Origin of the sequence: Streptomyces sp. NPDC058257, from assembly GCF_042881845.1 — a bacterium.
Taxonomy (GTDB): domain Bacteria; phylum Actinomycetota; class Actinomycetes; order Streptomycetales; family Streptomycetaceae; genus Streptomyces.
The window spans coordinates 114,276-127,060 of the sequence record NZ_JBHVXJ010000016.1 but is presented as its reverse complement, the minus strand read 5'-3'; the positions used below and the strand labels follow the sequence as shown (position 1 = coordinate 127,060).

The window sequence follows — 12,785 nt, the reverse complement described above, 5'->3', positions numbered from 1 at the left end:
TCAGGCCTCCGTGCTTTCCGGGGTTTCCGGGCTGTCCGTGCTGTCCGTGCTGATGAAGACGTTCTTGGTTTCCGTGAAGGCGGCGAGCGCGTCCGGGCCGAGCTCACGGCCGAGTCCGGACTGCTTGTAACCCCCGAACGGGGTCCAATAGCGCACGCTGGAGTGCGAGTTGACGGAGAGGTTCCCGGCCCGGACGGCCCCGGACACCCGCAGCGCCCTGCTGACGTCCCGCGTCCAGATCGACCCCGACAGGCCGTACTCGGTCGCGTTGGCCAGGCGGATGGCGTCGGCCTCGTCGTCGAAGGGGATGACGACGGCGACCGGGCCGAAGACCTCCTCCGTCGCCACCGGAGACTCGGGGTCGACGTCGGTGAGGAGGGTCGGCGGGAACCAGAAGCCGGGGCCTTCGGGGGCCGTGCCGTGAATTCCGGCGCCGCTCGGAACGTACGAACGCACCTTCTCCAGCTGAGACTTGGAGATCAGCGGACCCATCTGGGTCTTCTCGTCCGCCGGGTCGCCGACGACGATCGACTCGATGGCGGGCCGCACGATCTCCAGGAAGCGGTCGTACACCGAGCGCTGGACGAGGACGCGGGTGCGGGCGCAGCAGTCCTGGCCGGAGTTGTCGAGGTACGACATGGGGGTGGCGAGGGCGGCGGCCTCCACGTCCGCGTCGGCGAAGACGATGTTCGGGCTCTTGCCGCCGAGTTCGAGCGTCACCCGCTTCACGCGGTCGGCGCATTTGGCCATGATCTGCTTGCCGACGCGGGTGGACCCGGTGAACACGATCTTCGCCACGCCGGGGTGCTCCACCAGGGCGTCGCCCGCGACGTCGCCGACGCCGGGCAGGACCTGGAAGAGGCCTTCGGGCAGGCCCGCCTCCAGGGCGAGTTCGGCCAGGCGCAGCGCGGTGAGCGGGGTCGTCTCGGCGGGCTTCAGGATGACCGCGTTGCCCGCCGCGAGCGCCGGGGCACTGCCCCAGGCGGCGATCGGCATCGGGAAGTTCCAGGGGGCGATGACGCCGACGACCCCGAGGGGTTCGAGGATCGTCACGTTCAGGCCGCCGGGCACGGGGATCTGACGGCCGCTCAGCCGCTCCACTCCCCCGGCCGCGAAGTCGAGGAGATCACGGACGTTGCCGGCCTCCCAGCGGGCGTTGCCGATGACGTGACCGGCCTCGCGCACTTCCAGCTGGGCCAGTTCCTCGATGTGTTCGTCCACCACCGCCGCGAAACGGCGCAGCAGCCGCGCCCGGTCGGCGGGGGCCGCGGCGGCCCACTTCGCCTGCGCCGCGGCCGCGCGTACGACCGCGGCGTCGACGTCCTGGGCGGAGGCGGCGGGGACGGTCGCGACGACTTCTTCCGTCGCCGGATTCAGTACCTTGAGCAAGGGTGCCTCACAAGCGTTCGAAGGAGCGGCGGAGCTCCCAGTCGGTCACCGCGGAGTCGAAGGCGTCCAGCTCGACCCGGGCCATGTTGCTGTAGTGCGCGACCACCTCGTCGCCGAAGGCGGCCTTGGCGATGGCGCTGTTCTCCCAGAGCTCGGCGGCCTCGCGCAGGGTGGTGGGGACGTGCGCGTAGTCACCGGTGTAGGCGTTGCCCGTGCACTCGTCGGGCAGTTCGAGCTTCTGCTCTATGCCGTGCAGACCGGCCGCCACCAGTCCGGCGACCGCGAGGTGCGGGTTCACGTCGCCGCCCGGCAGACGGTTCTCGAAGCGCAGGGAGCGGCCGTGGCCGACGACGCGCAGGGCGCAGGTCCGGTTGTCGTAGCCCCAGGCGGCGGCGGTCGGCGCGAACGAGCCCGGCCGGAAACGCTTGTACGAGTTGATGTTGGGCGCGTAGAGGAGCGAGAACTCCCTCAGCGCCGCGAGCTGCCCGGCGAGGAAGTGCCGCATGACGGCCGACATGCCGCCGGGCCCGTCACCGGCCATGGCGTTGGTGCCGTCCGCGTCCGCGAGCGAGAGGTGGATGTGACAGGAGTTGCCCTCGCGCTCGTTGTACTTGGCCATGAAGGTGAGCGAGACGCCCTCCTGGGACGCGATCTCCTTGGCGCCGGTCTTGTAGATGGCGTGCTGGTCGCAGGTGACGAGGGCGTCGTCGTAACGGAAGACGATCTCGTGCTGGCCCGGATTGCACTCGCCCTTGGCCGATTCGACGACGAGCCCGGCGGCGGCCATCTCGTTGCGGATGCGGCGCAGGAGCGGCTCGATACGTCCCGTGCCGAGCACGGAGTAGTCGATGTTGTACTGGTTCGCCGGGGTCAGGGCCTTGTAGCCCGCGTCCCAGGCCTGCTCGTAGGTGTCCTTGAAGACGATGAACTCCAGCTCCGTGCCGACGTTGGCGGTGAAGCCGAGCTCGGCGAGCCGGTCGAGCTGGCGGCGCAGGATCTGGCGGGGCGCGGCCACGACGGGCGAGGCGTCGTTCCAGGCGAGGTCGGCGATGAGCATCGCGGTGCCGTCGTTCCAGGGGACGCGGCGCAGGGTGCTCAGGTCGGGGCGCATCGCGAAGTCGCCGTATCCGCGGTCCCAGGACGACATGGCGTAGCCCTCGACGGTGTTCATCTCCGCGTCGACGGCCAGGAGGTAGTTGCAGCCCTCCGTGCCGTTCTCCAGGACGTCGTCGAGGAAGAAGGGGGCGGCGAACCGCTTGCCCTGGAGCCGCCCTTGCATATCGGGGAAGGCCAGGACGACAGTGTCGATCTCGCCGCTCGTGACGAGAGCACGCAGCTCCTCGATCCCGAGCGGGGGTGTGCGGTCTGCCACGGGAAAATCCTCCTTGGGTCAGCCGAGAGCCATAAGGTATTGCCGAGAACCATTGATTGGGAAGGGGGTACGGCCAGATGTCGCACACGGACGCCGACGCAACGGCTTCTTCTGGCGACGACGGGCTCACGCCGGTCCTGCGCCCCGTACGAGCGGGCAACGGCTTCGAGGAGGCCCTGGAGCAGATCCTCCAGGTCGTACGCCTGGGCCTGGTGCCCGGCGGCGAACGCCTGCCGTCGGAGCGCGAGTTGGCCGACCGCCTCGGCATCAGCCGGGTGACGCTGCGTGAGGTCCTGAAGGTGCTCCAGGACCAGGGCCTCGTCGAGTCGCGGCGGGGCAGGTACGGCGGCACGTTCGTGCGTCCGCGCCCCGAGGCGGCCGGTGAGGACGAGCTGCGGCGGCGCGTGGCGGACGTCGACGTCGAGGACGCGCTGCGTTTCCGTGAGGTCCTCGAGGTCGGCGCGGCCGGGCTCTGCGCGGCGCACGGCCTGACCGAGGAGCAGCGGGACCGGCTGCGCGCGGCGCTCGCGCGGACCCACGAGGCCCCCCTCTCCGAGTACCGCCGCCTGGACACCCTCCTGCACCTGACCCTTGCCGAACTGTGCGGCTCCCCCTCGCTCACCGCGCAGTACGCGGCGGTCCGCGCGAGCGTCAACGACCTCCTGGACTGCATCCCGCTCCTGGTGCGCAACCTGGAGCATTCTCAGCGCCAGCACACCGCCCTGGTCGAGGCGGTGCTCGACGGGGACGCGGACGGGGCGCGCGAGATGATGCGCGAGCACTGCGCCGGTACGGCCGCCCTGCTGCGGGGGTTCCTGACATAAGGGGCGGGGTGCGCGGGGTTTTACGGCGGCGTTACGCAGGGGTCTTGATTTCTCGCACTCGGGACGACAAAGGTATGGATCCGTTCCATTGGGTCGCCCGTTCGAGTCGCCCGTTCCATTGCGTCACCCGTCCCCAGGAGTCGTGCCATGACCGTGGAGTCCGCCAAGACGAGCAGCACCGCCGAACCGGCGGACGACTATCTGGAGCGCAGAACACTGCGCCGGGGCAGCGCGGGCTGGCTGCTGCTCACCGGGCTGGGCGTCGCGTACGTCGTCTCCGGCGACTACTCGGGCTGGAACTTCGGCCTGGCGGAGGGCGGATTCGGCGGCCTCGCGATCGCCATGGCGCTCATGGGCGTGATGTACGCGTGCATGGTGTTCTCGCTGGCCGAACTGTCGTCGGTGCTGCCCACCGCGGGCGGCGGCTACGGCTTCGCGCGCCGGGCGCTGGGCCCGTGGGGCGGCTTCCTCACCGGCACGGCGATCCTCATCGAGTACATCCTGGCGCCGGCCGCGATCTCCATCTTCATCGGTGACTACGTGGAGTCGCTCGGCCTCTTCGGCCTCGCCTCCGGCTGGCCGGTGTACCTGGCCTGCTTCGTCGTCTTCATCGGCATCCACCTGTGGGGCGTGGGCGAGGCGCTGCGCTTCAGCTTCGTCGTCACCGGCATCGCGGTGGCGGCGCTGCTCGTCTTCGCGGTCGGCGCGTTCATGGACTTCGACGCCTCGAAGCTGAACGACATCGCGGTGGACGGTGACGCCTTCGGCGCCAACTCCTGGCTGCCGATGGGCCTGTTGGGCATCTGGGCGGCGTTCCCGTTCGGCATGTGGTTCTTCCTCGGCGTCGAGGGCGTACCGCTGGCGGCCGAGGAGACGAAGGACCCGGCCCGCACGCTGCCGCGCGCGATCCGCTGGTCCATGGCCATCCTCATCGTGCTCGCGCTGCTCACGTTCTTCGCTTCGGCCGGGGCGCGCGGCGCGGACGCGATCCAGGGTGCGGGCAACCCGCTGGTGGAGGCGTTGCAGCCGGGCGGTGAGGCGACGACGCTCAGCCGCATCGTCAACTACGCGGGCCTGGCCGGGCTCGTGGCCTCGTTCTTCTCCCTCATCTACGCGGGCTCGCGCCAGCTCTTCGCCCTGTCGAGGGCTGGCTACCTCCCCCGCTTCCTCTCGCTCACGAGCAGCCGCAAGGCCCCCTACCTGGGCCTCCTGGTCCCCGGGGCGATCGGCTTCGGCCTGGCGGCCGCGACCGGGGACGGCGCGCGCATGCTGAACGTGGCGGTGTTCGGCGCCACCATCTCGTACGCCCTGATGTCGCTCTCGCACATCGTGCTGCGCCGCAGGGAGCCGGGCCTGGAGCGGCCCTACCGCACGCCGGGCGGCATGCTGACCTCGTCCGTGGCGCTGGTGCTCGCCTGCGCGGCGCTGGTCGCGACGTTCCTGGTGGACGTGACGGCGGCACTGATCGCGCTCGCGGTATACGTGGTGGCGATCGCGTACTTCGGCTTCTACAGCCGTAAGCACCTTGTGGCACGGGCGCCCGAGGAGGAGTTCGCCGCGCTCGCCGCCGCCGAGGCGGAACTGGAACGCGACTGAGCACGACTGAGCATGAGGGAGACGAGGGTGAGCGAGACCACCGGCCGACGACCGCTGATCGGTGTCAGCACGTACCTGGAGTCGAAGGCGAGCTGGGGCGTGTGGGAGCTGCCCGCGGCACTGCTCCCCGTCGGCTACCCGCGCCTGGTGCAGGCGGCGGGCGGCCTGGCCGCGATGCTGCCGCCGGACGATCCTTCGTACGCCGATGAGGTCGTCGCCCGTCTCGACGGCGTGGTCACCGCGGGTGGCCCGGACGTCGAGCCCGTCCGCTACGGCGCGGAGCGCGAAGAACGCACCGGCCCACCGGCGCGGGAGCGCGACGCGTGGGAACTCGCCCTGATCGAGGCGGCGTTGTCGTCCGGCACACCTCTCCTCGGCATCTGCCGTGGGATGCAGCTCCTGAACGTGGCGCTCGGCGGGACGCTGGTGCAGCACATGGAGGGGCATGTGGAGGCCGTGGGTGTCTTCGGGACGCACGAGGTGAAGCCGGTCCCGGGCACGCTGTACGAGTCCATCGCCCCGGCCGCTTCGTCGGCCGTCCCGACGTACCACCATCAGGCGGTGGACCGCCTGGGCCGGGGCCTGATCGTGTCGGCCCACGCGGAGGACGGCACGCCGGAAGCAGTGGAACTGCCCTCCGGGGGCTGGGTCCTGGGCGTCCAGTGGCATCCGGAGATGGGGGATGACGTCCGGGTGATGTCGGCGCTGGTCGGCGCGGCGGAGGCTTGGGTCCGGCGGCGTGCGCAGGGGACACATCAGCCCCGCTGAACCCGCAACGCCACGCTTGCCTCCGGCAGGGCTTCCCTCGCGCCCGCACCGCCGCCGCACCCGCACCCGCACCCGCACCCGCACCCAGCACCCGACGGAAAGCGGGACGCCGCACCCTCACCAGGCACGGTAATCGGATAGGTAGGTGGGTGGGTGGCCGGGCGAGCGGGCGGGCGGAAGAAATCCCGCCGAAGGCGACCACCCCTCCGGGTGAAGGCGACCCCGCCCGGTTAGAGCACCCCCGCCCGAGTAAGCGACAGCAGATCCCGCGCAGGCCCGGTAGGGCGGTGCCCCGTGGGCCACACCGCACGAAGGGCCCGGCGCAGCCGAACCCCCGCCAGGGGGATCTCCACCAGGCGCCGGGCCGACAGCTCCTCGCCCACCGCTAGCTCACTCAGCACCGCGGGCCCGGCCCCGTTCACCGCCGACGCCTTCACCGCCGTGGTGGACGACAGCTCGATCAGCGGGCGGGCGAGTCCGCCCAGAGCGGCGTCGAGGACTTGCCGGGTCCCGGAGCCCTCCTCCCGGAGAATCAGCGGCGTGGCCGCCAGCTCCGCCGCCCCCAGCGGCCTTCCGCGCCGGGCCCAGGCGTGTCCCGGCGCCGTGACGACGATCAGGCTGTCGTGCGCGATGACCGCCGAGTCCAGGCCGGTCGGCACCGTGAGCCCCTCGACGAAGCCGAGGTCCGCGTCGCCCGCGATGAGCCGCTCGGCGACCGCGGCCGAGTTGCCCGCCGTCAACGACACCGCCGTGTCCGGCCGCTGCGTCCGCAGCGCGATCAGCCAGCCCGGCAGCAGATACTCGGCGATCGTCATGCTCGCCGCGACCCGCAGCCGCGAGTCCCGCCGGTCGCGCAGCGCCTGCGCCCCCGCGTCGAACGCCTCCGCCGCCTCCACGATCCGCCGCGCCCAGTCAGTGACGAGCGCCCCCGCGTCCGTGAGCTGCGAGCCGCGCGGCGACCGGTCGACGAGCGCGACCCCGAGCTGCCGCTCCATCGACCGGACGCGGCTGCTCGCGGCGGGCTGCGTGATGCCCAGCTCCTTCGCCGCCCGCCCCAGACTGCCGAGCCGCGCCACGGCGAGCAGCAGTTCGAGCGCACCGAGGTCCGGCACCCGGTGAGCGAGCGGCGCCGCACCCGGCGACGTATCGGACGCACCGGCGAAACCAGAAGACCTACCCATAAGCCCAGGTTATGCCCTCATACGAAGATGCCTCCTGGTGGGGGGCCCGCCGAACGGCGACCGTGGACTCATGGTCACCGTCGCCCACCAGCAGGCACCCCCGCACACCGCCGTCCCCACCACTCCTCGCACCGCTCTCGCCACCCGCCACCTCGGCCCGAACTGGTACGCCACCGTCATGGGCACGGCGATCATCGCCGGCGCGGGCGCGACCCTGCCGGTCCACATCCCCGGCCTGCGGACGGCCTGCACCGCGATCTGGGCGCTCTCCCTGATCATGCTGGTCGCACTCATCGGCGCCCGGACCCTGCACTGGATCCACCACCGCGACCAGGCCCGCGCCCACCTCCTCGATCCGGCCGTCGCCCCCTTCTACGGCTGTCTCTCCATGGCCCTGCTCGCGGTCGGCGGCGGCGCCCTCCTCGTGGGCGAGGACTGGATCGGCACGAGCGCGGCGGTCGCGCTGGACGCCGTGCTCTTCGTGGCCGGTACGGCCATCGGTCTCGCGGCCGCCGTCGCGATCCCGTACCTGATGGTGGTCAGGCACCGCACGGAGCCGGGCCAGGCATCGCCCGTCTGGCTGCTCCCCCTGGTGGCGCCCATGGTGTCCGCCGCACTCGGCCCCCTCCTGGTGCCCCACCTCCCGGCGGGTCAGGCCCAGGAGACACTCCTCTTCGGCTGCCTGGCGATGTTCGGCCTGAGCCTGCTCGCCACCCTGGTGATGCTGCCGCTGATCTTCGCCCGCCTGCTGACCGGCGGCCCGTTCCCGCTGGCGCTCACACCGACGCTCTTCCTGGTGCTCGGCCCGCTCGGCCAGTCGACGACAGCCGTGAACAAGTTCGCGGACACCGCCGCGACAGGCGTCGTCCCGGCCCCGTACGACCAGGGCTTCGCCGTCTTCGCCGTGCTCTACGGCGTCCCGGTGATGGGCTTCGCCCTGCTGTGGCTCGCGCTCGCGGGCGCGATGGTGGTGCGGGCCCGACGCCGGGGCATGGGCTTCGCGATGACCTGGTGGGCGTTCACGTTCCCCGTCGGCACGTGCGTCACGGGCGCCGAGGGGCTGGGCAAGCACACCGGCCTCGCGGTCTACGACTGGCTGGCACTCGCCTTGTACGCCCTGCTGGTGACGGCCTGGGCGGTGGCGCTCACGCAGACTCTGCGCGGCGTGATCAGCGGCAAGCTGCTCGCGGCGCCCCTGTAACGCCGCCTGTCCGGCGCTAGCGCGCGGCGAGCCGCTCCAGCAGGGCGGCGCTCCGGGCCAGCAACGCCCGCTCCTCATCCGTGAGTTCGGCCTCGATGGCCTGCGCGAGCCAACCGGCCCTGCGGCCGCGCTCCGCTTCGAGCGCGGCCCTGCCCTCGTCCGAGAGGTCGACCAGCGACTTGCGGCCGTCCGTGGGGTGTCCCCGGCGCGTGATCAGGTTCTGTTCCATGAGCAGCCCCACCGCCCTGGCCATCGACTGGGGACGGACGCGCTGGTCGGCTGCGAGGTCGCTGGTGGTCATGGCGCCGTCGCGGTCGAGTGCGCCGAGCACGGCGACCTGGCCGAGCGGGATGTGGTCCTCGTGCTTGACGCGTCGGGTGAGCTTGCCCATCGCGGTACGCAGTTCTGCGGCGATGGCGGCGGCTTCCGGGGTGGGCATAGGGCACTTTACCCCGTCGCTGCTCAGCAAAGCTGTGCACCTGACCTGCACAGCAGTGCTGTACAGCGAAACTGCACAGCAGAACTGAGCAGCATTGCTGTAATGTTTGGCGTTGTCGGGCTCAGCGCCAGCGTTGTCGCAGCCGGGGCCACGGCACACGACAACGGGGAGGAACTCCCATGCCCGAAAAGGCAGTCGAACCCGCCGAAACCGCAGACACCGCCATCGAGGCCGTCACCGCCCGCCGGATCATCGACAGCCGGGGCAACCCCACGGTCGAGGTCGACGTCGTCCTGGCCGACGGGTCCCTGGGGCGCGCGGCCGTCCCCTCCGGTGCCTCCACCGGCGCCCGCGAGGCCGTGGAGCTGCGCGACGGAGACTCCTCGCGCTGGCACGGCAAGGGCGTCGACCGCGCGGTGGCCCATGTCAACGGCGAGATCGCGGCGTCCGTGCGCGGCCGGGACGGGGCGGACCAGGCGGGCCTCGACGCCGCCCTCGTCGCCCTCGACGGCACCGCCACGAAGTCCCGGCTCGGCGCCAACGCGATCCTCGGAGTCTCCCTCGCCGCCGCCAAGGCCGCCGCCGCGGCCTGCCGCCAGCCCCTCTACCGCTACCTCGGCGGCGCCGACGCCCACCTCCTGCCGCTGCCGATGATGAACATCGTCAACGGCGGCGCCCACGCCGACAACCCGCTGGATTTCCAGGAGTTCATGATCGCGCCCGTGGGCGCGGACACCTTCGCCGAAGCCGTCCGCATGGGCAGCGAGGTCTTCCACACCCTGCGCCGCGACCTGCTGGCCGCAGGGCACTCCACGGGCGTCGGTGACGAGGGCGGCTTCGCGCCCGCGCTGCGTACCGCCGAGGAGGCGCTCGACTTCGTGATGACCGCCATCGAGCGCACCGGCTACCGCCCCGGCACGGACATCGGCCTGATGATGGACCCGGCGTCGTCGGAGTTCTTCCGCGATGGGGTGTACGACTACACGGGCGAGGGGGTCCGCCGCACCCCCTCCGAGAACGCCGACTACCTGACGAAGCTCATCGACGCCTACCCGATCGTCTCCATCGAGGACCCCATGGCGGAGAACGACCTGGACGGCTGGCGCGAACTGACCGCCCGCGTCGGCGACCGCTGCCAGCTCACCGGCGACGACGTCTTCTGCACCAACGAGACGCTGCTGCGCGAGGGCATCCGCACCGGCGTCGCCAACTCGGTCCTGGTCAAGGTCAATCAGATCGGGACCCTGACGGAGGCCCTCGCCGCGGTGGCCACGGCCCAGCAGGCGGGCTGGACGGCCGTCATGTCGCACCGCTCGGGCGAGACGGAGGACACCACCATCGCGGACCTGGCGGTGGCGACCGGCTGCGGCCAGATCAAGACCGGTTCGCTCTCCCGCTCCGATCGCACGGCGAAGTACAACCAACTGATCCGGATCGAGGAGGAGTTGGGCGAGTCGGCGCGCTTCGCGGGCCGCTCCGCACTGCGTCGGGCGTGAGCGGCAGGCAGCGGTAGGGATCGTGCGGGGCCCCGATCACGATCGGGGCCCCGCACCAGCCGGTCACGGACGGGCCGCTCGCAGTGCCGCACCGAGCGAGGCGGGCGCCTGCGCGAGCGACGGGCCGTACCACGTGAGGTGGCGGCCACTGACGAGCGCCGACGGCGCGGTGAACTCCTCGGGGCCGTCCTGGCGGGTGAAGCGGTAGGGCTCGTCGGGCAGGACCATCACGTCCGGGGCGACGGAGCGCAGTTCCTCGACCGGAATACGCGGATAGCGCTCCTCGTGCGTCGCGTACGCGTTGTCGACGCCGAGGCGCCGCAGCAGGTCCCCGGCGAACGTGTCGCGGCCCAGGACCATCCAGGGGCGCCGCCAGACGGGAATCACCGCCGTCAACCGGGCTTCCGGCGAGGGGAGTTGATCCCAGGCGGTCTCGGCCTCGTCAAGCCAGCCGGGCCGCCCCGCCCCGCAGGCGGCAAGCACCCGGGCCAGCTCGCGGAAGGCGCCGGGCAGATCGCGTACCTCCGTCACGAGCACCTCGACCCCCGCCGCCCGCAGCGCGGCGAGATCCGGTTCGCGGTTCTCCTCCTCGTTGGCGATCACCAGGTCCGGGGCCAGGCCGATGATCCGGGGCACGTCAGGGTTCTTCGTGCCGCCGACACGGACGACGCCGAGGTCGTCGAGGTCCTCCGGATGGCTGCACCACTCCGTGGCGCCCACCAGCGCTCCCGGCACACTGACGGCGACCGCCTCCGTCAACGAGGGCACCAGCGAGACGACGCGCACTCCGGCCACGGAGCGATCCCCCCTCAGCGCCGCGAGCCGTCCACCGCTTCGATGTGATCACCGACGGCCACCACGAGCACCTGGCTGTCCGGCACGGTCGCCCGCCACCTGTGCCGCACCCCGCCCGTCAGATACAGGCTGTCGCCGCGCCCGAGCCGGTAGGCCCTGCCCTCCGCCTCGACCTCGACGGCGCCGCCGATCACGTACATCAACTCGTCGTTGCGGTGCTGGAACTCACGTCCCTCGTCGTGGTCGCCGGTGAACTCGACGGCGTGCAGCTGGTGGTGACCGCGCACCAGATTGCGTACGCGGGCGGCAGGCGATGAGCCCTCCCCCTCGCCGTCGCCGGCGCGCATCAGGTCGACCGTGCACGCGGGATCCGCGGCGGCGAGCAGTTCGACGTCGGTCGTCAGGAGGGCGTCGGCGACACGCTGCAGGGAACGGCTGCTGGGCCGCGCCCGCTCGTTCTCGACCTGGCTCAGGAAGGGCACCGAGAGACCGCTGCGCTCGGCCACCACGGCGAGTGTGAGCTCCAGCTGCCGGCGGCGGCGCCGCACGGCCGAGCCCACCCGGAGGGTTTCCTTCTGCTCGTCCATCGCCTCGGCTCCCTTCTGCGCGTCGGTCCACTCTCAACCCTGATGGGTTTTCTGCACCCTACGCATGTTCGCCAAACGGTTTCGCCCCGTTGCGCAGACCGCCTTCTACAGCTTGTGCCAGTAGACAAGCTGACCCGCCTCTCCGGGGGCCGCTCCCTGCCCCGGTATGAACAGGCTGACCAGCAGGGCGGGCCTGCCCCGCGGGTCGGTGACGAGGGTCGCCGACGGATTGGCGAAGGCGCGGCTCCCGCCGTGCGTGGAGACGGCGAGCCGGTCGGCCCTGCCGCTCGCGGGGTCGTACGCGTACGTGCGCCAGCTCCCGAAGTCGCCCCGCGAGCGCTGTCCCTCCACGAGCAGCACCCGTTGCCCTTCGAGCTCGACCGGCGCACGGTCCCCGAGGTTCCCGCCGTTGCCCCACGCCTGAAGCGCCCGGTCGAGCCGCCGGTCCGGCGCCGCGTGCCAGTCGCGGAACCCGGTGAGGGTGGCGCGCAGCTGGCGGTCGGTGTCGCAGTCCGCGCGGTAGTGCCCGGTCAGCTCGATCGTGTTCCCGCGTACGGCGGTGATGCTCGGCGTGCCCTCGGCGCACCGCGAGAGGGTGCGCGGCGCGTCGTAGGCACGCTCGGCGCGCCCGTGCAGCAGCGCCGCCTCGTCGCCGTACGCGCGTACGGCGATGTGGTTCCGCGGGTCCTTCTCGTACGCGAGGACGTATCCGCCGCGCCCGTCGTCGGCGAGCGACGCCTGGTGGGTGCCTGGCCCGAAGTCGTGGTGGCGGTGCCAGTGCCGCAGATCGGCGGAGGTGGCGACGGCGGCGTGGAAGCGGCCGTCGTCCAGGAGGGTGTGGTAGACGGCCAGGTACGTGCCGTCGGGGGTCTGTGCGATCTGGGCGGCGTCCATGGTGCGGCCGGTGTCGTCCCGCGTGTCGTAGCGGTGGCCGTCGGCGGTGCGCACGTCGCCCGCCAGTCCGGCGAGACGCGCGGTGCCCGCGGAGGCCGGTGCGGGGCTCGCGTCGGCCAGGTGCGCCAGGAACAGGGCGGCGACGAGGGCGAGGGCCACGGTGAGGAGGAGGCGGGGCGTCGCATGGGCGGTCACGGAGGGGCACTTACGTTCGAGTGGCGGGAGGGTGCCCAGCCTAGGGAG

The 12,785-nt window shown here is 72.0% G+C and carries 12 protein-coding genes; 5 read left to right on the top strand and 7 right to left on the bottom strand.

Annotation, left to right across the window (positions count from 1 at the left end; genetic code table 11):
* Together ACFVXC_RS31105 and ACFVXC_RS31100 are read right to left on the bottom strand one after the other, a co-directional pair.
* A complete protein-coding gene (locus ACFVXC_RS31105) occupies positions 1-1,389 on the bottom strand; it encodes an aldehyde dehydrogenase family protein (protein ID WP_389911907.1) in 1,389 nt (462 codons plus the stop codon).
* A gap of 7 nt (positions 1,390-1,396) precedes the next feature.
* Positions 1,397-2,761: a glutamine synthetase family protein gene (locus ACFVXC_RS31100; RefSeq protein WP_389911904.1), complete on the bottom strand. Its 1,365-nt coding sequence runs from the start codon at positions 2,759-2,761 to the stop codon at positions 1,397-1,399.
* A 77-nt stretch (positions 2,762-2,838) separates the two neighbouring features.
* Between ACFVXC_RS31100 and ACFVXC_RS31095 the strand changes: the two genes are divergently transcribed.
* From ACFVXC_RS31095 to ACFVXC_RS31085, 3 genes are all read left to right on the top strand, one after another.
* Complete coding sequence (locus tag ACFVXC_RS31095) at positions 2,839-3,585, top strand: FadR/GntR family transcriptional regulator (protein ID WP_389911901.1); 747 nt, start codon at positions 2,839-2,841, stop codon at positions 3,583-3,585.
* A 147-nt stretch (positions 3,586-3,732) separates the two neighbouring features.
* On the top strand, positions 3,733-5,181 hold the full coding sequence (eat, locus tag ACFVXC_RS31090) for an ethanolamine permease (protein ID WP_389911898.1): 1,449 nt from the start codon (positions 3,733-3,735) through the stop codon (positions 5,179-5,181).
* A gap of 27 nt (positions 5,182-5,208) precedes the next feature.
* Positions 5,209-5,949, top strand: a complete 741-nt coding sequence (locus ACFVXC_RS31085) for a gamma-glutamyl-gamma-aminobutyrate hydrolase family protein (protein WP_389911896.1) — start codon at positions 5,209-5,211, stop codon at positions 5,947-5,949.
* Between the two features lie 230 nt (positions 5,950-6,179).
* Here ACFVXC_RS31085 and ACFVXC_RS31080 read toward each other — a convergent pair whose 3' ends face one another.
* A complete protein-coding gene (locus tag ACFVXC_RS31080) occupies positions 6,180-7,130 on the bottom strand; it encodes a LysR family transcriptional regulator (protein WP_389911893.1) in 951 nt (316 codons plus the stop codon).
* Positions 7,131-7,200: 70 nt separating this feature from the next.
* Between ACFVXC_RS31080 and ACFVXC_RS31075 the strand changes: the two genes are divergently transcribed.
* On the top strand, positions 7,201-8,331 hold the full coding sequence (locus ACFVXC_RS31075; protein WP_389911890.1) for a TDT family transporter: 1,131 nt from the start codon (positions 7,201-7,203) through the stop codon (positions 8,329-8,331).
* A 16-nt stretch (positions 8,332-8,347) separates the two neighbouring features.
* On the opposite strand, the gene ACFVXC_RS31070 is transcribed toward ACFVXC_RS31075, so the two are convergent.
* On the bottom strand, positions 8,348-8,770 hold the full coding sequence (locus ACFVXC_RS31070; RefSeq protein ID WP_389911887.1) for a MarR family winged helix-turn-helix transcriptional regulator: 423 nt from the start codon (positions 8,768-8,770) through the stop codon (positions 8,348-8,350).
* 179 nt (positions 8,771-8,949) lie between these two features.
* On the opposite strand from ACFVXC_RS31070, the gene eno reads away from it, so the two are divergent.
* Positions 8,950-10,266 carry a phosphopyruvate hydratase gene (gene eno, locus ACFVXC_RS31065; RefSeq protein ID WP_389911884.1) on the top strand — a complete coding sequence of 439 codons (1,317 nt, stop codon included), beginning with the start codon at positions 8,950-8,952 and terminating at the stop codon, positions 10,264-10,266.
* 63 nt (positions 10,267-10,329) lie between these two features.
* On the opposite strand, the gene ACFVXC_RS31060 is transcribed toward eno, so the two are convergent.
* The 3 genes from ACFVXC_RS31060 to ACFVXC_RS31050 form a co-directional block, all read right to left on the bottom strand.
* The gene (locus ACFVXC_RS31060) at positions 10,330-11,052 is read right to left on the bottom strand and encodes a helical backbone metal receptor (RefSeq protein ID WP_389912094.1); all 723 of its coding nucleotides are present in this window, start codon (positions 11,050-11,052) and stop codon (positions 10,330-10,332) included.
* A 23-nt stretch (positions 11,053-11,075) separates the two neighbouring features.
* On the bottom strand, positions 11,076-11,648 hold the full coding sequence (locus ACFVXC_RS31055) for a helix-turn-helix domain-containing protein (protein WP_389911881.1): 573 nt from the start codon (positions 11,646-11,648) through the stop codon (positions 11,076-11,078).
* Positions 11,649-11,753: 105 nt separating this feature from the next.
* On the bottom strand, positions 11,754-12,737 hold the full coding sequence (locus tag ACFVXC_RS31050) for a hypothetical protein (RefSeq protein WP_389911878.1): 984 nt from the start codon (positions 12,735-12,737) through the stop codon (positions 11,754-11,756).
* Between the last annotated feature and the right edge of the window lie 48 nt (positions 12,738-12,785).